We start from the raw sequence: 20,681 nt of genomic DNA on the forward strand, positions 1-20,681 counted from the left end.
ATTCCAATCTCCCGACTGCCCGTTTTTTGCGATGGTCTTCCAAAACACCAGCCAGACGTGTAGTTCACGCCGGGTGAACCCGTCATGAACGAGACCACGCGGCGCGCATGATTGCATGTTTCAACCGGAGAGGGAAGAGCAGGAGAAAAAATCGTGAAAATTGCCGGCGGACGGGCGCAAACCCGTCCGTCTGATGGAGCACGCAACGGCAGGCGAAGGAACGACCTGCCGCAAAAGGGCCTTACGGCTTCTCGATGCGGATAACCTGCGGCTTGCCGACGATGTAGCCGTCGCTCTCCATCGCCGAGACGGCGTTGCGGACGGACAGCTCGGTCGTCGCATGGGTGACCATGATGATCGTCTTGGTCGGGGCCTCGCCGCCGCCATTGGCGGAATGCTGGACGATCGATTCGAGCGAGATCTGGTTATCGGCCATGCGGCGGGCAATCGCGGCGATGACGCCGATGCGGTCGACCACGCGCAGACGGATGAAATAGCCGCCCTCATGGCTGCGCATGCGCGCCTTCCTGTAGGGCGCCAGCGATTTCGCCGGACGGCCGAGGGCCGCAACCGTCTGGATGCCGGGACGAGACTTGGCGATATCGGCGACGTCGCCGAGCACGGCGGACGCCGTCGCATCGCCGCCCGCGCCGGGACCGACCATCAGCAGGTCGCCGAGAATGTCGCTTTCGATCGCAACCGCATTGGTCACGCCGTCGACCTGGGCAATCACGGTGTCATGCGGCACCATGGTCGGATGAACCCGCTGCTCGATGCCGCCTTCGGTGCGCTGCGCCACGCCCAGTAGCTTGATTCGGTAGCCGAGCTCGGAGGCTGCCCGGATATCCTCCTGGGTGATATTGGAAATGCCCTCCAGATAGATGTCGTCGCAGGAAATCTCGCAGCCGAAGGCAAGCGCGGTCATGATGGCGAGCTTGTGGGCGGTGTCATTGCCTTCGATGTCGAAGGTCGGATCGGCCTCGGCATAGCCGAGACGCTGCGCCTCCTGCAGGCAGTCCTCGAAGGAAAGCCCCTCCTTCTCCATCCGGGTCAGGATGTAGTTGCAGGTGCCGTTCATGATGCCGTAGACGCGCGAAATCGTATTGCCGGTCAGCGATTCGCGCATCGCCTTGATCACAGGAATGCCGCCGGCAACCGCCGCCTCGAAATTGAGCAGCAGCCCCTTTTCCTCAGCCGCGGCTGCCAGCGCCACGCCGCTTTCGGCCAGAAGCGCCTTATTGGCCGTGACCACGTGAACGCCGCGGGCAAGCGCGGCCTCGACAGCCTCGCGCGCCGCGCCGTCTGCTCCGCCGATCAGTTCGACCAGAACCTCGATATCGCCGCTCTTCGCCATTTCGACAGGATCATCGAACCATGTCGTGCCGGAAAGGTCGATGCCGCGATCCTTGTCGCGGTTGCGCGCCGATACGGCTGTGATCTCGATGGCGCGTCCGCAGGAGACCGCGAGGCTTTCCTGCCGGTCGTGAATGATACGCACAAGCGAAGCGCCGACGGTCCCGAGACCGGCGACGCCGATTTTCAAGGCATCTGCCATGGGGGTATTCCTAGTGGCCCGGATTTCAATGTCGGGCGCCATTTCCGGCGCCCGCGCTTCATTTAGATCGTTTCACCGCGAAATGAAACATCGGGCAGCGGAATTTTGGCGAAGCGGATGGCAGCGCTCCAGGCCTCAACGATGGGCGTTGAGCGCCACGATATTGTCCGGCGCGACATCGGCGGACGCGAAGAAGCGCTTCAGGTTGCGCGCGGCCTGGCGGATGCGGTGCTCGTTTTCGACAAGCGCGATGCGCACATGCTGGTCGCCATGCTCGCCGAAGCCGATGCCCGGCGCGACGGCGACGTCGGCCTTTTCCACCAGAAGCTTGGAAAATTCGAGCGAGCCGAGCGCCTGGAAAGGTTCGGGTATCTTGGCCCAGGCAAACATGGTCGCCGCGGGCGGCGTCACGTCCCAGCCGGCCTTGCCGAAGCTCTCCACCATCACGTCGCGACGCTTATGATAGATCGAGCGCACTTCCTCGATATCCTTGCCGTCGCCGTTGAGCGCATGGGTGGCGGCCACCTGGATCGGCGTGAAGGCGCCGTAGTCGAGATAGGACTTCACCCGCGCCAGGGCCGAGATCAGCCGCTCGTTGCCGACGGCAAAGCCCATGCGCCAGCCCGGCATGGAGAAGGTCTTCGACATGGAGGTGAACTCGACGGCGACATCCTTGGCGCCCGGCACCTGCAGGACGGAGGGCGGCGGCGCGCCGTCGAAATAGATCTCCGAATAGGCAAGGTCCGACAGCACGATGATCTCGTGCTTGCGGGCAAAGGCGATGACCTCCTTGTAGAAGTCCAGCGTCGCCACATGCGCCGTCGGGTTGGACGGATAGTTGATCACCAGCGCCAGCGGCTTCGGGATCGAGTGCTTGATCGCCCGCTCCAGCGGCGGAAAGAAACTGTCGTCCGGCTCGACCGACAGCGAGCGGATCACGCCGCCCGCCATCAGGAAACCGAAGGCATGGATCGGATAGGTCGGGTTGGGGCAGAGGATCACATCGCCCGGCGCGGTGATCGCCTGGGCCATGTTGGCGAAGCCCTCCTTGGAGCCGAGCGTCGCCACCACCTCGGTCTCGGGATTGAGCTTGACGCCGAAGCGGCGGGCGTAATAGCCGGCCTGTGCGCGTCTCAGGCCCGGAATACCCTTGGAGGACGAGTAGCGGTGGGTGCGCGGGTCGCGCACGACCTCGCACAGCTTGTCGACGATGGATTGCGGGGTGGGAAGATCGGGATTGCCCATGCCAAGGTCGATGATATCGGCACCCGCCGCTCGCGCGCTCGCCTTCAAACGGTTGACCTGTTCGAAAACGTATGGCGGCAGTCGCCTGACCTTGTGGAACTCTTCCATTTTCTTCCTCTTGGAATTGCAAAAGCTATGATCCGCGCTTTTCGCAGGATCATCGAAACGAGAGCAGCATAACGCGCCCCAACGCAAGAATCATCTGCACTTGCGTCAATTTTGGGGCAGAAAAGCTAACACTCTGTTTCATCATTGCCACAGAGGGCGCGCTGCGCTCGACCCGCGCCGAATGAAAAGTCCAAAACGTGCTATTGGCGGGACGATACCCCGGCGAGCCCGTCCAACTTCTCCGTCATCGCGGAAACATCCTCGTCGCTCAACTGCTGATAGGCCGGGCTGATCTCGGTGCAGACATCAGGGTCCCCGCAGGTGGTGGAGCAGGACGACAGGCCGAGCGATGCAAAGGCTGCAAACAGAACGGACAGAGCGACGCGGAACTTTTTCACGGTTTCAGACCCCCGATTTCGGTCCGGCGCCATCGGCATGGCACCAGGACCCTTTGATGCGGCCCGAAATCTGCCCGCTTTGGCCCCGATGCGCAAGCGCTTTGCCGATTGCGCGTTTAGAGGCCGGCACAGCGGGCAAATGCCGGAAGGTGCTTGTACTCGGAGGCATCCCGCAGCGCCTGCATCACATTGACGATATCCGGATAGGCGCTGGAGACGGGAATCAGTTGCCCGTCATAAAGCGTGCGGTTCTCGAGTTCGGCATCGACGCCGATCTGACAGGCTTCGGCAAGACTGCCGGGAACGGCGGCCGCGATCTCCGCCGAGCCGAGCATGGCGTTTTCCGGAACCGCCATGCCATAGGCGTCCATCAGCGCAGCGACCGCGCTCGCATGCTGCTGTTCCGCGGCGACAATGTTGACGAAGGGACGAACCGGGCCGTAGACGTCAATGACGGCCGTATAGAAGGCCTCCGCGTGGTACTCGTCCTCCAGCGCGCGCGTCAGCGCCGCCTGGACATCGTCCGGCAGGGCCGGCGCGGCCATAGCCACGGAGACGTTGCCCATGCCTGCGGCAAGCGCGAGGCCCGCCAGAATTGTTGTCGGAACTTTCATCGTTTCATCCTCCCGTTTGGTGGTCTCGGCGACCGCCGACATGGCCTGTCGCTTGGCTATTATACTAATATTCGTAGTTACGAATACGAGTTAATTGTTGGTAAGGTTCGGCGCGCCGCCCCAAAATCGCAGCGGGACGGTTGCGCCCCCGTCCAGAGGCCCTAAAACGGAAGCCATGAAGTTCGCCCCGCCCCTGCAGCCCGCCCGTCTCGTCCGCCGCTACAAGCGGTTTCTGTTCGACGCGGTGCTGGAAGATGGCTCCGCGATCACCGGCTCCTGCCCGAATACCGGCTCCATGCGCGGGCTGACGACGCCCGGATCGGTGATCTGGCTGTCGCGCAATGACGACGGCAAGCGCAAATATCCGCACCGCTTCGAACTGATCGAGGCCGATGGAACGACGGTCGGGGTCAATACCGGGCTACCCAACCGGCTCGCCGAGGAAGCGATCCGCGCCGGGCTGATCGCCGATTTCGCCGAATACACCGACATCCGCCGCGAGCAGAAATATGGGCGGCAGAGCCGAATCGACCTGCTTTTGCGCGATGACCGGCGGCCGGACCTTTATGTCGAGGTCAAGAATGTCCATTTCATCCGCACGCCGGGCCTTGCCGAATTCCCCGATTCGGTCACAGCGCGCGGCGCACGTCATCTCGCGGAACTGGCCGACATGGTCGCCGCGGGACATCGCGCGGCCATGGTCTACGTCATCCAGCGCCACGACTGTGACCGCCTGAAGATCGCGGGCGACCTCGACCCGGCCTATCTCAGCGCCTTCAGCGCCGCGCGGGCCGCCGGCGTCGAGGCTTACGCGATAAAATGCAAGGTGGCCTGTGACAGCATCACGCCAGATGCTACAGTGCCGATTGAAGACAGTTAGGCGCGGCACACGGATGACGCGCAGACGGTGAAGAAATCATGGTGACTTATGTTGATGCGGCCAGCGCGCCGCTGAAGAATGACGGTTCGATCCGCCTTTATGACGCGGAGGCCTTCGAGCGAATGCGCGAGATCTGCCAGGTCACGGCGGCCTGCCTTGACGGGCTTACCGATCTCATTGAACCCGGTGTCACGACCGAGGCGATCGACCGTTACGTGCTCGAATTCGGCCTCGACCACGGCGTCGTACCGGCAACGCTCGGCTATCGCGGCTACAAATATTCGAGCTGCACCTCGATCAACCATGTCGTCTGCCACGGCATGCCGAACGCCAAGCCGCTGAAGGAAGGCGACATCGTCAATGTCGATGTCACCTTCGTGCGCGACGGCTGGCATGGCGATTCAAGCCGCATGTATCCGGTGGGCGAGATCAAGCGCGCGGCCGAACGGCTTATGGAAGTGACTTACGAGTCGCTCCTGCGCGGCATCGCGGCGGTCAAGCCGGGCGCGCGCACCGGCGCCATCGGTGAGGCGATCCAGACCTATGCGGAAAGCGAGCGCTGCGCCGTTGTCCGCGACTTCTGCGGCCACGGCGTCGGCCGTCTCTTCCACGACACGCCGAACATTCTCCACTACGGCCACGCCAATGAGGGCCCGGTCATGAAGGAGGGGATGATCTTCACCATCGAGCCGATGCTCAACCTCGGAAAGCCGCATGTGAAGGTCCTGAACGACGGCTGGACGGCGGTCACCCGCGACCGATCGCTCTCGGCCCAGTACGAGCATTGCGTCGGCGTGACCAAGGACGGCTGCGAAGTCTTCACGCTCTCGCCCGGCGGACGCGACAGGCCGGGCCTGCCGGACCTTGCCGGCTGACGGACCGCCCATGACGAGACCGCCACGCAAAGATCGAAGCGAAAGGCAGGAGCCCGCCGGCATGCAGGAAGAAGGCGCCGACGAACGCTCCTTCTTCGCCGATCAGCCGCCGGAACGGCCGCTGCGCGGCAAGCGTCAGGATGCCGCGGGCGAAAAGGACGCGCGCCACGTGCACGGCCACCGCGACCGCCTGCGCACGCGGTTCCGTGAAAACGGCGCCAACGCGCTCGCCGATTATGAAATCCTGGAACTCCTGCTGTTCCGCCTCATTCCGCGCCGCGACACCAAACCGATCGCCAAGGCGCTGATCGACCGCTTCGGCTCGCTCGGCGGCGTCTTCGGCGCGCCGCCGGACCTCTTACAGGAGGTCTCCGGCATCGGCGAGAGCGTCGCCTTCGACCTGAAGCTGATATCGGCGCTTGCCCAGCGCAGCCTCAAGGCCACGCTCATGGAACGCCCGGTGCTTGGCTCATGGTCATCGGTCATAGACTATTGCAATGCCGCCATGGCGCACGAGACGCGCGAACAGTTCCGCATCCTGTTTCTCGACAAGCGCAACAAGCTGATCGCCGACGAGATCCAGGGGATCGGCACGGTCGACCACACGCCGGTCTATCCGCGCGAGGTGGTCAAGCGGGCGCTCGAACTCTCGGCGACCGCGATCATCCTCGTCCACAATCACCCCTCCGGCGACCCGACGCCCTCGCGCGCCGACATCGACATGACCCATATGATCATCTCCAGCGCCAAGCCGCTTGGCATCACGGTGCACGACCACATCATCATCGGCAAGGACGGCTATGTCAGCTTCAAGGGCCTGAAACTCATCTGAACCCGGGATGGACATCGCGCACAGCCTGTGGCTGTATTTAGTGAAACCATCACATTTGGCGTCTAGAGGTGGATTTCGCTGTTGCGTTCAGCCGGGCGCCGACGGACTGTTTTCACGCGAGCGCAAACGCTTTATGACTGTCGAGATCGCTCAGGGTCTTCACATCCGGAATTTCAATAACCAAATCGGGGTAGTTTTATGGATTCTTACGATCTGGTCGTGATTGGCAGCGGTCCCGCTGGCCGTCGCGCCGCGGTTCAGGCCGCCAAGCTCGGCAAGACCGCGCTGGTCATCGACAAGGGCTCGCAGGTGGGCGGCGTTTCCGTCCACACGGGCACCATCCCCTCGAAAACGCTGCGCGAAACGGTCCTGAACCTCACCGGCTGGCGCGAGCGCGGCTTTTACGGCCGCTCCTACCGGGTGAAACACAAGATCACCGCCGATGACCTGCGCGCCCGTCTGATCAAGACGCTCGACTACGAGATCGACGTTCTCGAATGGCAGTTCGAGCGCAACCGGGTGGACCAGGTGCGCGGCTTCGCCCATTTCGTCGACCCGCACACGATCGAGATCGAGAAGGACACCGGCGAGATCCAGCGCGTCCATGCCAAGGCCGTTCTCGTGTCCGTCGGCACCCGCCCCTACCGCCCGCCCGAGGTGCCCTTCGACGGGCAGGCGGTGATGGACAGCGACGAACTGCTCAACATCAAGGAAATCCCGCGCTCGATGATCGTCGTCGGCGCCGGCGTCATCGGCATCGAATACGCGACGATCTTCTCCGCGCTCGACACCCAGGTGATCGTCGTCGAACCGCGCGACAGCATGCTCGATTTCATCGACCGCGAAATCCGTGACAATTTCGCCGCCCAGCTGCGCGACCGCAATGTGAAGCTCCTCTTCGGCGCGGGCGCCGACAAGGTGGAAAAGGCCTCCAACGGCAAGGCGCGCGTGACGCTCTCCAACGGCCGCGTTCTGATGGCCGAATCGGTGCTGTTCGCCGCCGGCCGCCAGGGCGCGACCGACACGCTGAACCTGGAAGCCGTCGGCCTGAAGGCCGACCATCGCGGCCGGCTGAAGGTCGACCCGATCACCTTCCAGACCGACGTGCCGCACATCTATGCCGCCGGCGACGTGATCGGCTTCCCGGCCCTTGCCTCGACATCGATGGAGCAGGGACGCATCGCAGCCCGCCATGCCGTCGGCGCGGAGGCCCAGGAGCCGCCGCAATTCTTCCCCTACGGCATCTATGCCGTGCCGGAAATGTCGACCTGCGGCATGACGGAAGAGGAAATCCAGGAGCGCGGCATTCCTTACGAATGCGGCGTCGCCTTCTTCCGCGAGACGTCGCGCGGCCACATCATGGGCCTGCAGAACGGGTTGTTGAAGATGATCTTTTCGCTCAAGACCCACCGTCTGCTCGGCGTCCACATCGTCGGCGAAGGCGCGACCGAGCTCATTCACATTGGCCAGGCGGTGCTGAACCTGAAGGGCACGGTCGAATATTTCGTCGAGAACACCTTCAACTATCCGACGCTGGCCGAGGCCTACAAGATCGCCGGCCTCGATGCCTCGAACCGGATGGCGATGCTGGAAAGCGCCGATCAGGGCGAATAGACGATGAGCGATGCGCCTGCCGGACGGAACGCTTCGGCAGACGCAAAGTTTGCGCCCTGGATCGCCCGCTGGCAGCTTGAACCGCATGGCGCGCCGATCCAAACGGCAACGGGCGCGCTGCTTCCCGTACTCCGGGGAACCAAGCCTGCCATGCTGAAGCTCTTCCTGGACGAGGAGGAGAAAACGGGCGCAACGCTTCTTGGCTGGTGGGCAGGCGATGGCGCTGCTTTCGTCATCGAGGCCGATGACGGCGCGCTCCTGATGGAGCGGGCCGCCGGCCGCCGCTCTCTCACCGAAATGAGCGCCGCCGGCAGGGATGACGCGGCCACGGACATTCTCTGCGCCGTTGCCGCCGCGCTTCACCGCAAGCGCCCTCACCCGCCGCCCGACAATCTCATTCCGCTTGAAACGCGCTTCCGGGCGTTGTTCGCCAGGGCGTCAGATTTCGGCGGCATCCTGCCGGCCTGTGCCGGCCATGCCCGCAACCTGCTTCAAAGCCAGACGGACATCCGTCCCCTCCACGGCGACCTCCACCACGACAACGTGCTGGATTTCGGCGACCGCGGTTTTCTGGCCATCGATCCCAAGGGCCTGACTGGCGAGCGCGCCTTCGACCTCGCCAACATCTTCTGCAATCCCGATCTCGCCGACCCGGCCCTTCGGATTGCCCGCGACCCCGTGACGTTCGAGCATCGTCTCCGCCGGATCGCGCGACAGGCCAGGCTCGAACCCGAGCGCCTGTTGCGCTGGATCGCCGCTTGGGGCGGGCTTTCAGCCACATGGTTCATACAGGACGACGACCCGCGCGCGGACATACCGCTGGAAATCGCGGAGCTTGCGCTTGCGCGCATCGAAGATCCGCCGGCGCCCTGAAACGAAAAAACCGCCCGGCGATGAACCGGGCGGCTTTGATATTCAAACGAGAAGAGGACATTATTCCTCGGTCTTGCCTTCAGCATCGTCGGCGGCCTTGGCCGGCGCCTTCTTCTTCGGTGCGGCCTTCTTCTTCGGAGCAGCCTTCTTTGCAGCAGGCTTTTCCTCGGCGGCAGGCGCTTCCTCAGCGACCTCAGCCTTCTCCTCGGTCTTGGCGGCAGCCTTTTTCTTCGGCGCGGCCTTCTTCTTCGGAGCCGACTTTTCCTCGGCCTTCTTGGTGGCTTCGGCGACCTCGTCCTCGTCGTCAGCCATCAGCTCTTCCTTGGAAACGGTGACGTCCTTGACGTCGATCTGCTCCAGAAGGTGATCGACAACCTTTTCCTCGAAGATCGGAGCGCGCAGCGAAGCGGCGGCGCCGGGGGTTTCGCGGAAGAATTTGAGGATCTCCTGCTCCTGACCGGGATACTGGCGCATCTGGTCGTAGAGCGCGCGCTGCATCTCGTCCTCGCCAACCTCGACGCCGGCCTTTTCGCCGATCTCGGAGAGAACGAGGCCCAGGCGGACGCGGCGTTCGGCGAGCTTGCGGTATTCCGCGCGTGCTTCTTCCTCGGTCGTTTCCTCATCCTCGAAGGTCTTGCCGCTGCGTTCCAGATCAGCATTCACCTGACGCCAGATGTTCTCGAACTCGGCATCAACCAGCGAGGCCGGGGCTTCGAAGGAATACTGTTCGTCGAGCTGGTCGAGGATCTGACGCTTGACCTTCTGGCGCGTGAACTGGTTGTACTGGCCCTCGATCTGCTCGCGGACGAGACCGCGCAGGCGCTCGGCCGATTCCAGACCCAGCTTTTCCGCCAGTTCGTCGTTGATCTCCAGTTCGCCGGCGGAAGCGACTTCCTTGACGGTAACCTCGAAGACGGCTTCCTTGCCGGCCAGATGTTCAGCCGGATAGTCTTCCGGGAAGGTGACCTTGACCTGCTTTTCATCGCCGGCCTTGACGCCGACAAGCTGGTCCTCGAAGCCGGGAATGAAGCGGTCGGAGCCGAGCACGAGCTGCGAATCGGTATCGGTTCCGCCGTCGAAGGCCTCGCCGTCGATCTTGCCGACGTAATCGATGGTGACGCGGTCGCCGTCTTCGGCAGCGCCATCCTTGGTCTCGTATTCGCGGGCGTTTTCGGCAACCGCCTTGACCTGTTCCTCGACCTCCTCGTCGGAAATCGAAACCACCGGACGCTCGACCTTCAGGCCGTCGGTCGGCTGCAGTTCGAATTTCGGCAGGATTTCGTAAGCGACGGTGAATTCGAAGTCGATCTCGCCGTTCAGGACGCGGTTGGCCTCGCCTTCATCCTCGGTCATGTCGATCTTCGGCTGGCCGGCTGCGCGCTCGCCGCGCTCGGCGATCACGGCCTGCGGCTTTTCCTGCAGGGTCTCGTTGATCAGCTCGGCCATGATCGACTTGCCGTACATCTTCTTCAGATGCGCGATCGGCACCTTGCCGGGACGGAAGCCATTGATGCGAACCTTGTCCTTGGCTTCCGCCAGGCGCTCGTTCATCCGCGCCTTCAGATCGTCCGCAGGAACTGTGATCTTGATTTCGCGCTTCAGCCCTTCGGCGAGCGTTTCGGTTACCTGCATATCCATACCTTCATTTCATCTCGGCTCTAAAAGCCGTTGGGTTTCATGCGCACAACGGGCCGGCATCGCCGGGCGCGACTTCATGCAATATCCTCGGCATTTTGACAAGCTTTTCAGGGCTTGAGCAAAACGGCGCCAGGGTAAGCGTGCGGAAAAGACGTTCTCGAAACGCCCGGCAGCGATTACCCTGAAAGCGACTTGGTGCCCCCGGCAGGATTCGAACCCGCGACCCTCTGATTACAAATCAGATGCTCTACCAACTGAGCTACAAGGGCATTGGGCATGCCCACTAGCAGATTTGCCCTCGCTGTAAAACGAAAAAATCAACACTATGGCCTGTATTTTCGCAAGCTATCACACGTTCATCGCGGCTTTGGGCTTGCAAATGACGGCCCTCTCGGGTGATCTGGCGCGGCGAAAGACCTCGTCCCGCAAACGGAATTATGCAATGCCCGAGAAAGCGCCCTCACTTTGCTTCCTGTCCTCGGAAGCGGACGATGCCAAGAAAGCCAAGGCGGAGCTGGTCGGGCGTTACGGCAACGTGCCGGCCGGGGAAGCCGACTATATCGTCGCGCTTGGCGGCGACGGCTTCATGCTGCAGACCCTGCACGAAACGATGAATTCCGAAACCCCGGTCTACGGCATGAACCGCGGATCCGTCGGCTTCCTGATGAACGAATATTCAACCGAAAACCTGCATGAACGCCTTCAGGCCGCCGACATGAACGAATTGAGGCCGCTCAGGATGACGACCCGCAATGCCGACGGGACGTCGTCCATCGCGCTCGCGATCAATGAAGTCTCCATGCTGCGCCAGTCGCACCAGGCGGCAAAGCTGAAGGTTCGCGTCGATGACCGGATCCGGCTGCCGGAACTCGCCTGCGACGGCATTCTGGTGGCAACGCCCGCAGGCTCCACGGCCTATAATCTCTCCGTTCACGGGCCGATCATTCCGCTCGAGGCCCCGCTTCTGGCCATCACCCCGGTCAGCGCCTTTCGCCCGCGCCGCTGGCGCGGGGCGCTTTTGCCGAACCGCTCGGTTGTCGATATCGAGGTGCTGGAGCCGGAAAAGCGCCTCGTCAACGCCTTCGCCGACCACACCGAGGTCAAGCACGTGCTCCATGTGCGCATCGAGCAGGACCCGGAAGCCCGCGCCAAGGTGCTGTCCGACCCGAACCGCTCCTGGTCTGAACGGATCCTCGCCGAGCAGTTTTCGGATTGAGTGGCGAATGCCCGCAAAGTTTGCGGGACATCAAGGACACAACCTCGAGTTCCGGCACTATTCGAGCCCGGCATCATGGCAGATGAAGTGCGGGAGGAACGAATGTCGAGAGGGAGGAAACTGATCATTGCGCTGGGCCTGGTCGGCGTCGCGGCCGTTCTGGCCGCCTCGGCCTTCGTTGCCTTCGAGGCAAACCGGGTCAAACAGATCTTTGCCGCCAATGCGGCGCTGAAGGAGGAAGGTTACTACCTCTCGCCCTTCGAGTTCGAACTGCTGAGCGTCTCCTATTACCTCGACCACGGGCAATATCTGAAGGGCATTTCCCGCCTCAACCAGATCCACGCGCAGATGACGACGCGCGAAGGGCTGGTCAGGATTCCCGAATTCTCCGATGCACAGGAAGAACTCGCCTTCTTCAAGGGCCTGCAGAACCCGGACACCGGCGCCTTCTACCCCAATGATGACGATCCGGTGGTCACCAATATCGGGGTTACGGCCAATATGATCAATCTGATCGAAGCGCTGAGCGCCGAGGCTGGCGAGCCCTTCGCGCTCGAATACCCGCTCGCCTTTCTCGACAGGATCGACACCGAGGAAGAGCTGACGGCCATGCTGGACGATGCCTCCCGCGTCGGCTGGATCGGCACCGTGATCAAACCGGCCTTCGTCAGCGCGGTCGAGTTGCAGGACCTGATCGAACAGGATGAGCGGCTCGGAATCTACGGCTTCCCGGAAGACTGGAAGCAGTCGTACTACCGGTGGTTCTATGACGACCAGAATCCCGAGACGGGCCTGTGGGGACCGCGCGTCCGGAAAACCGGCGAAATGCTGGAGGGCGGCGATATCGGCGACAGCGGCAAGATCATCAAGATGTTTGTTGATGCCAACGGCGACAATATTCGCCCCGGCATGCCGCTGCGGTATTCCGACCGCATCTTCGCATCGGTGATCGCCGGCCTCTCAAAGCCGATGCCGGAGGCCCCCGACCGGCAGCATCGCTGGATCATCGATCAGGATCGCGGCTTTCGCTTCCTGACCAAATATGTCTGGAAGAATGCGACACCGGCGGAAAGAGAGGCGGTGCAGGGCCTGCTCGAGCACTTCATCACGACACGCTTCGCGCTCTTTTATCTGCCCGATGAAGGCGCTTTCTCGCTCTATCCGAACGCCGCCCATGCCGATCTGGACGGCACCAGCGAGGCCGCCGGCATGCTCGACTATGCGGGAGAACTGTCGGCGGAGCGGCAGGCGGCCCTCTGGGGAAGCCCGGAGGAGACGATCCGGCCTCTCGGCGTTCTTGCGGCCGAGACATTGGACGAGAATGCGATCTCGAAGTTGAGCAAAGCGGACGATCTCATCTCCATCCGCTTCTACGCCGAGGCGCCGACCGAAGATTTCACTGCCACGCCGCTGGCAATCTACTATCCCCGCGCGCCGGTCGTTCGCGATACGGTCGACCTCCTGGTCCGCCTGCGCCTTTGGCTCGAGGCAACCACGCAGACCATGGGCAATTGGGGTCGCCGCGACGCCATCATGGCGCGGATCTCGGCAACGCCCGTCACTCCGGATGCAGTCGTCCTCGAAGCCGAGGACACAGCCTTTCTCGATGCGCTCCTGCAGGAACGCGGAAAACTGGTCGCCATCGGCTTCGACACGCTTCAGGTGCCGCGCTACCGCATTGATTTCGAGACCCCGTAGTCTGCCAAACATTACAGACCGAAAACATGGCGGTTCAGCGCCGCCCATTGCAGCATCACCACCGTCTTGGCGTCCGAAAGCGCACCGTTCTCGACCATCGCCATGGCCTCGTCGAAGGAGAGGAAAACGAGTTCGATATCCTCATGCTCCTCGTCAAGCCCGCCGCCGGTCCCGACCCGCATCGTCTCATCGACGATTGCGGCATAGCAGTGGACCTTTTCGGTCATCAGGCCGGGGGCGGAGATGATGGAGCGCAACGGCAGCAGATCTTCGACGTGATAGCCCGTTTCCTCGCGCGCCTCGCGGATGGCGGCCTCCTCCGGCGTTTCGCCCTCGTCGATCAGCCCGGCCGCCGCCTCCACGAAGAAACCGTCCCCCTCGCCCATGGCGTAGACCGGCACGCGAAACTGGCGAACGAGCACGAATTTTCCGGCAGAGCGGTCGAATACCAGCACCGAAGACGCCGCCGGTCGCTCGCAGACTTCCCAGGAGCGGGCCGTCACCGTGCCGTCGCTGAACCGATAATCGAAGGAATAGTCGACCAGCCGGCTCCAGCCGTCGTGAAGCGTGGTCTTGGCCAGGTTGGAAATGCGGTCGCCCTGATCGTTCGTCATCGAAAATCCCTTGAAATATCCCGGCCCGCGTCGAGGCGGCCGGTTGTAAAACATGATCGAGACTCATAATAACTTCTCCGGCAAACACAATGCGGAGCCGCAATGAACTATCGCCACATCTACCACGCCGGAAATTTCGCGGATGTGCTCAAGCATGCGGTCTTCGCGCGGCTGATCGCCTATCTGCAGAAGAAGGACGCCGCCTTCCGCATTCTCGACACCCATGCCGGCACCGGGCAATACGACCTCTCCAGCGAGGAAGCGCAGAAGACCGGCGAGTGGCAATCCGGCATCGGCCGGCTTCTTTCCGCGAAAATTCCGCAAGATGCGGAGGCGCTGCTTGCCCCTTATCTCGATGCCGTGCGCGCGCTCAATGCCACGCCGGAGATTGCGACCTATCCCGGCTCGCCGAAACTTGCCCGCATGCTGATGCGCAGGCAGGACCGGCTGTCGCTGATGGAGCTGCACGAGGCGGACTTCGCCACGCTGCAGGCGCGCTTTGCCGGCGATCACCAGGTGCGGGCAACGAAGCTCGACGGCTGGCTCTCGCTCGCCGGCCATCTGCCGCCGAAGGAGCGGCGCGGGCTCGTTCTGGTCGATCCGCCCTTCGAGAAGGAGGGCGAGTTCGAGCGTCTTGTCGACGGCCTTGCCAAGGCCCACCGCCGCTTTGCCGCCGGGATCTACTGCCTCTGGTACCCGATCAAGAAGGGCGCCAACGTCAAGGCCTTGCACGCGGCGCTCGAGGGGCTCTCCATTCCAAAGGTCCTGTGCGCGGAACTCGTTGTCAGAAGCGACCGGGAGACCGACGGGCTGACCGGTTCGGGCCTCATCATCGTCAACCCGCCCTACACGCTGAAAGAGGAGCTCGCCATCATGCTCCCCTTTCTGAAGGATCGGCTGGCCCAGGACCGTTTCGCCAGAGAACGCTCGTTCTGGATCGCCGGCGAACAGGGCTTCGACGGCTGAGGCGAAACGGAACAACGCTTCACGAAAACGCGGTTCCGGGTTATCGATCGCTCAGCACGCATCGTCGCGAATGTCAGGCACTCCGCCCGACTGCGACGTGCGCTTGAGGGAGTGACTTGTGAAACTGCTCTATTCGCCTGCCTCGCCGTTTTCCGCCAAGGTGGTCATGGCCGCCCGCTATCTCGAGATCGACCTCGATCTCGAGCCAGTCGATACGGTCGCCCCGCCCGAGGCGCTGCTTGCCGCCAATCCGCTGGGCAAGATCCCGACGCTTCTCACCGATGACGGACTGACGCTTTATGACAGCCGCACGATCATGCACTATCTCGACAGCCTGGCGGAGGAAAAGCGCCTTTATCCGCGCAAGCCGGAGAAGCGAGCCGTGGTCGAGCGCATGGAGGCGCTCTGCGACGGCATCTGCGATGCCGTGGTGCTGGTCGTCTATGAGAAACGCTATCGCACGCCCGAAACCTGGCACCAGCCCTGGGTCGACCGGCAATGGGACAGGATCCGCCGCGGCCTCGACTATCTCGACGAGAACCCGCCGGCGTTCAGGAAGAAGCTGAATGCGGGCCATTTCGCCCTTGGCGGGCTTCTCGGCTATCTGATGCTCAGGTTTCCGGGGGAATGGGAAGAACACCGGGTCCGGCTCGCCCGCTGGCCATCGGCTTTCGAGGAAGCATTTCCGGCATTCCGGACGTTGAAGTCACACGCCTGAGCCATCTGGTGCCGGCCGAACGCGAAAACCCGCCACAGGGGCGGGTTTTCAAAGTCACTGCGGGGTTCCGGCGATCAGAAGTGGACGCCGAGACCGACCTTGACGGTGTTTTCCTGGAAGCCACGCTCATAGGTGTTGCCGTTGAGCTTGAAGTCCCGCTTGCCGTAGTCGGTGTAGCGGTATTCCACGCGCGCCGAGATATTCTCGGTGACCATGGCTTCCACACCGGTGCCGACGGTCCAGCCCCAGCCCATCTGCGTGTCCTTGTCGCCAGCCTGCTTGGCGACCAGCTTGGACCCGGCGAGACCGGCCGTGCCGTAAAGCAGAACAGGATCCATGGCATAGCCGACGCGGCCGCGCAGCGAGCCGTTGAAGCCCTGCTCCATCTTCAGGCCGGGATTGATATTCTGGCTCTGGTTGGACGTGGCGAGATCGCCTTCCACGCCGTAGACGATCGAGCCCGACTGCATGTTGTAGCCGCCGAACAGCGTGCCGCCCCAGCCGTCTGCCTTGAAGTCGCCTTCATCGAACGTGCCCCAGTCCCAGTTGGCCGCGCCGCCGAGGTAGAAGCCGCTCCAGTTGGAGATCGGCGCCGGAGCCGCATAGGTGGCCGGGCTCGGTTCATAAGGCTGGGAAACGATGGCATCGGCGGCCTGAGCCGCACCGGCGCCCATAAGTACCGCGGTTGCGGCAGCAAGTGTCTTGTTCATGGTCCGCATCTTGTCTCTCCTTCAGTCGATACCGGCTGCCGGATGCCCCGCGAGGAGCGATCGCCGCGCCGTATGCGCTTAAAAGATGAATTAGAACGAGGAACACACCTTTTCAATACTCAAAAAATACCTGTACTTTCCTTGGTTAACGAAATATTTACGCCCGAGTACGGTGTTTATATTTAGGTTAATATTCAATTTAATCGATATTTATATGTATTTAAACTATAGAGTGTTCACCAAGAACGCTGACAGGAGGGAGCAGAACCGCCAATTTCCATTTGGCAGTTCTGCCTGTCGGGCGATATAAGCTTGCCGCCGGAACGAGGGGACATCACGATGCAGCAGAAGACGCCGACAGAAACCGCGCTCGTAACGGGCGGTGCGAAAAGACTTGGCCGCGCGATCGTCGAGGACCTGGCCAATTGCGGCATCAATGTGGCGATCCATGCCCACACCTCCCTTCCCGAGGCCCGCGAACTGGCGCATTCGCTCAGCCGGGCTGGCGTCCGGGCCGAAGCATTCGGCGCCGATCTTCTCGATTCGAACGCGACCGGCAGGCTGTTCGATGCGGTCAATGCCGCGATGGGGCCGGTTTCCCTGCTCGTCAACAATGCCTCGCTGTTTCGCGCCGACAGCGCCGCTCACTTCGACGAGGCGCAGTTCGACCAGCATTTTGCCATCCATGTGAAGGCGCCACTCATACTGGCGGAACATTTCGCCCGGCAATTGCCCGAGGGAGAGAACGGGCTGATCGTCAACATGATTGACCAGCGGGTCTGGGCGCCGGTTCCGAACTTCCTCACCTACGGGCTGTCCAAAAGCGCCCTGTGGGCGGCGACGCAGATGCTGGCGCAGGCGCTTGCGCCCAGGGTGCGCGTGAACGCCATCGGCCCGGGGCCGACGCTGAAAAACAGCCGGCAGAGCGATGAGGATTTTGAAAGCCAGGTCGCGGCCCTTATCTTAGGGAAAGGACCGGAGCTTGGCGAATTCGGAAGGACGATTCGCTATCTCCTCGAAACGCCCTCGATCACGGGTCAGATGATTGCGCTCGATGGCGGGCAGCACCTGGCCTGGGAAACGCCGGACGTAGCAGGGATCAACGAATGACGCGAAAGACGCCGCCCGATGGCGGCATAATCTATGACGAAGACGACAGCGATCTGCCGGACGTGGCCGAGACGGGCGCTTCGCTTGAGGCAAGCGAGATCGTCTGGAACGACGCCGCGCGCGAAAAGCATGCGCTGAAGGGCGCGGCCCTGATCGGCGAGTTCGTCAAGCATCTGCCCAACAGCCCCGGCGTCTACCGCATGTTCAACGCCAAGGGCGATGTGCTCTATGTCGGCAAGGCGCGCTCGCTGAAAAAGCGCGTCACCAATTACGCCCAGGGGCGCGGACACTCGAACCGCATCACCCGGATGATCACCCAGACGGCGCATATGGAATTCGTCACCACGCGGACGGAGACCGAGGCGCTGCTTCTGGAGGCAAACCTGATCAAGCGGCTGAGGCCGCGCTTCAACGTTCTGCTGCGCGACGACAAGTCCTTTCCCTATATCCTGATCACCGGCGATCACGAGGCCCCGGCGCTGTTCAAGCATCGCGGCGCGCGCGCCCGCAAGGGCGACTATTTCGGCCCCTTTGCGTCCGCCGGCGCAGTCGGTCGCACGATCAACGCCATGCAGCGGGCCTTCCTGATCCGCTCCTGCACCGACAGCGTCTATGAAAGCCGGACCCGGCCCTGCCTGCTTTACCAGATCAAGCGCTGCGCCGGTCCCTGCACTGGCGAGATCTCCACCGAGGACTATGGCGAGCTGGTGAACGAGGCGAAGGCCTTTCTCTCGGGCAAGAGCAAGCAGGTCCATGCCGAACTCGCGGACGCCATGAACCAGGCCTCCGAAGAGCTCGATTTCGAGCGCGCGGCGATCTATCGCGACCGGCTGTCGGCGCTTTCCCATGTGCTCGGCCACCAGGGCGTCAACCCGGCGGGGATTGAGGAGGCCGATGTCTTCGCCATTCATAACGAAGGCGGGCTCTGCTGCATTCAGGTGTTCTTTTACCGGACCGGCCAGAACTGGGGCAACCGCGCCTATTTCCCCAAGACCGACCCGTCGCTTCCCGCCGCCGAAATCCTCAACGCCTTCCTGGCGCAGTTCTACGACGACAAGCCGATCCCGCGCGACATCTTCCTGTCGGAGGAGATCGAGGAACGGGCGCTGCTCGAACTGGCGCTTTCCGAGCGCGCCGGCCGCAAGGTGAACATCGCCGTGCCCAAGCGGGGCGAAAAGCGCGAGGCGGTCGATCATGTTCTCGCCAACGCGCGCGAGGCCCACGGCCGCAAGCTTTCCGAGACGGCCACCCAGTCCCGCCTGCTGCAGGGCTTTGCCGAAACCTTCGGGCTCTCTTTGGCTCCACGGCGCATCGAGGTCTACGATAACTCCCATATCATGGGCACCAATGCGGTCGGCGGCATGGTCGTCGCCGGACCGGAAGGCTTCGTGAAAGCGCAGTACCGCAAGTTCAACATCAAATCGACGGAGATCACCCCGGGCGACGATTTCGGCATGATGCGCGAGGTGATGACGCGCCGCTTCTCCCGCCTCGTCAAGGAACACGGCATTCCCGACCGAAGCCAGCCGGTCGAGGTTGACGACGACGCCCCCTTCCCCGCCTGGCCGGATGTCATCCTCATCGACGGCGGCCAGGGGCAGATGTCGGCGGTGCGCGCCATTCTGGAAGACCTCGGCATCAAGGATGCGGTGACCGCGATCGGCGTCGCCAAGGGCGCGGACCGCGAGGCCGGGCGTGAGCGCTTCTTCATGGAGGGAAAGCCCGATTTCTCGCTGCCGCCGCGCGACCCGGTGCTCTATTTCATCCAGCGCCTGCGCGACGAGGCGCACCGTTTCGCCATCGGCTCGCACCGCGCCCGGCGCAAGAAGGAAATGGTCAAGAACCCGCTCGACGAGATCGCCGGCATCGGCCCGTCTCGCAAACGGGCGCTGCTGCAGCATTTCGGCTCGGCCAAGGCCGTCTCGCGCGCAGGGCTGACCGATCTCAGCGGCGTCGAGGGCATTTCGGAAGCGATGGCCCGGCAGATCTACGATCACTTCCATGACGGAGGCGGCAAATAGGTGACCCTCGCCGGCCAGGGGCGATATGGCACATGATTAATCCGTGCCGGCATTGACCTTGACCATGCAATGGAAGCAATTTGCGCCTACATAGAGCGGACTGCCGGCACGGGCAGGCCGAGTACACGGAATGAGGCCATGGCATCAAAAGCGTATAACATCCCAAACCTCCTGACCTATGGCCGCATTCTCGCAGTGCCCCTGATCGTCCTGTGCTTCTTTCTGGAGGGCAAGCTCTCCAGTTCGGATCCGGCCCGCTGGGCCGCGCTGACAATCTTCGCCATTGCCTCGATCACCGATTTCTTCGACGGCTATCTGGCGCGGGCCTGGAACCAGCAGTCCAATATCGGGCGCATGCTGGACCCGATCGCCGACAAGCTTCTGGTCTCCACCTGCCTGCTCTTGCTCGCCGCCGATGTCGAGCGGACAATTGCCGGATGGTCGCTCTGGGCCGCGATCATCATCCTGTGCCGCGAGGTGCTGGTCTCCGGCCTCAGGGAATATCTGGCCGGCCTCAAGGTTTCCGTGCCGGTGACGCGGATCGCCAAATGGAAGACGACCTTCCAGATGATCGCGATCGGGCTTCTGCTTGCCGGCCCTGCCGGTGACACGATCTTCCCCTACACCACCAATCTCGGCATCGTGCTGTTGTGGATCGCGGCGATTCTGACGATGTACACCGGCTACGACTATTTCCGGGCCGGGCTGAAACATGTTGTAGAGGCTGAGAAATGACAAGACTCATCTATTTCGCCTGGGTGCGCGAACGGATCGGCGTGGCCGAGGAAGAGATTTCCCTGCCGGACGCGGTGACGGACGTCGCCGGCCTGCTGACCTTTCTCAAGGGCCGCGGCGAAGGCTACGAGAGCGCTCTTGTGGAACCTGACGTTATCCGCGTGGCGCTCGACCGGGTGCATGCCGAGCATGACGCTCCGCTTGAAGGCGTCCGCGAGATCGCCCTTTTTCCGCCGATGACCGGGGGCTGAGGCCATGACA

General features: G+C 62.7%; 20 protein-coding genes and 1 tRNA gene. 13 read left to right on the top strand and 8 right to left on the bottom strand.

Going from position 1 to position 20,681, the window contains the following annotated elements; genetic code table 11:
- Positions 1–241: 241 nt before the first annotated feature.
- The 4 genes from JET14_RS12295 to JET14_RS12310 form a co-directional block, all read right to left on the bottom strand.
- On the bottom strand, positions 242–1,555 hold the full coding sequence (locus tag JET14_RS12295) for a homoserine dehydrogenase (RefSeq protein WP_200333872.1): 1,314 nt from the start codon (positions 1,553–1,555) through the stop codon (positions 242–244).
- A 135-nt stretch (positions 1,556–1,690) separates the two neighbouring features.
- Positions 1,691–2,908 carry an LL-diaminopimelate aminotransferase gene (locus tag JET14_RS12300; RefSeq protein WP_200333874.1) on the bottom strand — a complete coding sequence of 406 codons (1,218 nt, stop codon included), beginning with the start codon at positions 2,906–2,908 and terminating at the stop codon, positions 1,691–1,693.
- A gap of 200 nt (positions 2,909–3,108) precedes the next feature.
- Positions 3,109–3,306, bottom strand: coding sequence for a hypothetical protein (locus tag JET14_RS12305; protein ID WP_200333876.1), 198 nt, complete (start codon positions 3,304–3,306; stop codon positions 3,109–3,111).
- Positions 3,307–3,422: 116 nt separating this feature from the next.
- A complete protein-coding gene (locus JET14_RS12310; RefSeq protein WP_200333877.1) occupies positions 3,423–3,920 on the bottom strand; it encodes a ferritin-like domain-containing protein in 498 nt (165 codons plus the stop codon).
- A 175-nt stretch (positions 3,921–4,095) separates the two neighbouring features.
- On the opposite strand from JET14_RS12310, the gene sfsA reads away from it, so the two are divergent.
- The 5 genes from sfsA to JET14_RS12335 all read left to right on the top strand — a co-directional run bounded on the left by sfsA (position 4,096) and on the right by JET14_RS12335 (position 8,994).
- Positions 4,096–4,800: a DNA/RNA nuclease SfsA gene (gene sfsA, locus JET14_RS12315; protein ID WP_200333878.1), complete on the top strand. Its 705-nt coding sequence runs from the start codon at positions 4,096–4,098 to the stop codon at positions 4,798–4,800.
- 38 nt (positions 4,801–4,838) lie between these two features.
- Positions 4,839–5,675 (top strand): type I methionyl aminopeptidase, encoded by an 837-nt coding sequence (gene map, locus JET14_RS12320; protein WP_200333880.1) that lies wholly within the window; start codon positions 4,839–4,841, stop codon positions 5,673–5,675.
- A 61-nt stretch (positions 5,676–5,736) separates the two neighbouring features.
- The gene (radC, locus tag JET14_RS12325; protein ID WP_246750304.1) at positions 5,737–6,507 is read left to right on the top strand and encodes a RadC family protein; all 771 of its coding nucleotides are present in this window, start codon (positions 5,737–5,739) and stop codon (positions 6,505–6,507) included.
- A gap of 198 nt (positions 6,508–6,705) precedes the next feature.
- Positions 6,706–8,121 carry a Si-specific NAD(P)(+) transhydrogenase gene (gene sthA, locus JET14_RS12330; RefSeq protein ID WP_200333884.1) on the top strand — a complete coding sequence of 472 codons (1,416 nt, stop codon included), beginning with the start codon at positions 6,706–6,708 and terminating at the stop codon, positions 8,119–8,121.
- 3 nt (positions 8,122–8,124) lie between these two features.
- The gene (locus tag JET14_RS12335; RefSeq protein ID WP_200333886.1) at positions 8,125–8,994 is read left to right on the top strand and encodes an aminoglycoside phosphotransferase family protein; all 870 of its coding nucleotides are present in this window, start codon (positions 8,125–8,127) and stop codon (positions 8,992–8,994) included.
- A 60-nt stretch (positions 8,995–9,054) separates the two neighbouring features.
- Here the strand turns inward: JET14_RS12335 and tig are convergent, their stop codons facing one another.
- A complete protein-coding gene (tig, locus tag JET14_RS12340; protein ID WP_200338080.1) occupies positions 9,055–10,626 on the bottom strand; it encodes a trigger factor in 1,572 nt (523 codons plus the stop codon).
- Between the two features lie 199 nt (positions 10,627–10,825).
- Positions 10,826–10,901, bottom strand: a tRNA-Thr gene (locus tag JET14_RS12345).
- A 173-nt stretch (positions 10,902–11,074) separates the two neighbouring features.
- Here JET14_RS12345 and JET14_RS12350 point away from each other — a divergent pair.
- Positions 11,075–11,848 (top strand): NAD kinase, encoded by a 774-nt coding sequence (locus JET14_RS12350; RefSeq protein ID WP_200333888.1) that lies wholly within the window; start codon positions 11,075–11,077, stop codon positions 11,846–11,848.
- Between the two features lie 102 nt (positions 11,849–11,950).
- Positions 11,951–13,546, top strand: a complete 1,596-nt coding sequence (locus JET14_RS12355; protein WP_200333890.1) for a hypothetical protein — start codon at positions 11,951–11,953, stop codon at positions 13,544–13,546.
- Positions 13,547–13,557: 11 nt separating this feature from the next.
- Here JET14_RS12355 and JET14_RS12360 read toward each other — a convergent pair whose 3' ends face one another.
- Positions 13,558–14,160 (bottom strand): NUDIX domain-containing protein, encoded by a 603-nt coding sequence (locus JET14_RS12360; RefSeq protein WP_200333892.1) that lies wholly within the window; start codon positions 14,158–14,160, stop codon positions 13,558–13,560.
- Positions 14,161–14,262: 102 nt separating this feature from the next.
- Between JET14_RS12360 and JET14_RS12365 the strand changes: the two genes are divergently transcribed.
- Both JET14_RS12365 and JET14_RS12370 read left to right on the top strand, forming a co-directional pair.
- Complete coding sequence (locus JET14_RS12365) at positions 14,263–15,126, top strand: 23S rRNA (adenine(2030)-N(6))-methyltransferase RlmJ (RefSeq protein WP_200333894.1); 864 nt, start codon at positions 14,263–14,265, stop codon at positions 15,124–15,126.
- A 118-nt stretch (positions 15,127–15,244) separates the two neighbouring features.
- Complete coding sequence (locus tag JET14_RS12370) at positions 15,245–15,844, top strand: glutathione S-transferase (protein WP_200333895.1); 600 nt, start codon at positions 15,245–15,247, stop codon at positions 15,842–15,844.
- Between the two features lie 74 nt (positions 15,845–15,918).
- Here the strand turns inward: JET14_RS12370 and JET14_RS12375 are convergent, their stop codons facing one another.
- Positions 15,919–16,554, bottom strand: coding sequence for an outer membrane protein (locus tag JET14_RS12375; RefSeq protein ID WP_348648068.1), 636 nt, complete (start codon positions 16,552–16,554; stop codon positions 15,919–15,921).
- Positions 16,555–16,893: 339 nt separating this feature from the next.
- Between JET14_RS12375 and JET14_RS12380 the strand changes: the two genes are divergently transcribed.
- The 4 genes from JET14_RS12380 (at position 16,894) to moaD (ending at position 20,671) form a co-directional block, all read left to right on the top strand.
- On the top strand, positions 16,894–17,664 hold the full coding sequence (locus JET14_RS12380) for an SDR family oxidoreductase (RefSeq protein ID WP_200333899.1): 771 nt from the start codon (positions 16,894–16,896) through the stop codon (positions 17,662–17,664).
- Positions 17,661–19,685 carry an excinuclease ABC subunit UvrC gene (gene uvrC, locus JET14_RS12385; protein ID WP_200333901.1) on the top strand — a complete coding sequence of 675 codons (2,025 nt, stop codon included), beginning with the start codon at positions 17,661–17,663 and terminating at the stop codon, positions 19,683–19,685. Before JET14_RS12380 ends, uvrC begins: the two co-directional genes overlap by 4 nt.
- Positions 19,686–19,823: 138 nt before the next feature.
- Positions 19,824–20,420, top strand: coding sequence for a CDP-diacylglycerol--glycerol-3-phosphate 3-phosphatidyltransferase (gene pgsA, locus JET14_RS12390; protein ID WP_200333903.1), 597 nt, complete (start codon positions 19,824–19,826; stop codon positions 20,418–20,420).
- The gene (gene moaD / locus JET14_RS12395) at positions 20,417–20,671 is read left to right on the top strand and encodes a molybdopterin converting factor subunit 1 (RefSeq protein WP_200333904.1); all 255 of its coding nucleotides are present in this window, start codon (positions 20,417–20,419) and stop codon (positions 20,669–20,671) included. The genes pgsA and moaD overlap by 4 nt, the downstream gene beginning before the upstream one ends.
- Positions 20,672–20,681: the final 10 nt, after the last annotated feature.

It is taken from the genome of Martelella lutilitoris (assembly GCF_016598595.1).
GTDB lineage: Bacteria > Pseudomonadota > Alphaproteobacteria > Rhizobiales > Rhizobiaceae > Martelella > Martelella lutilitoris_A.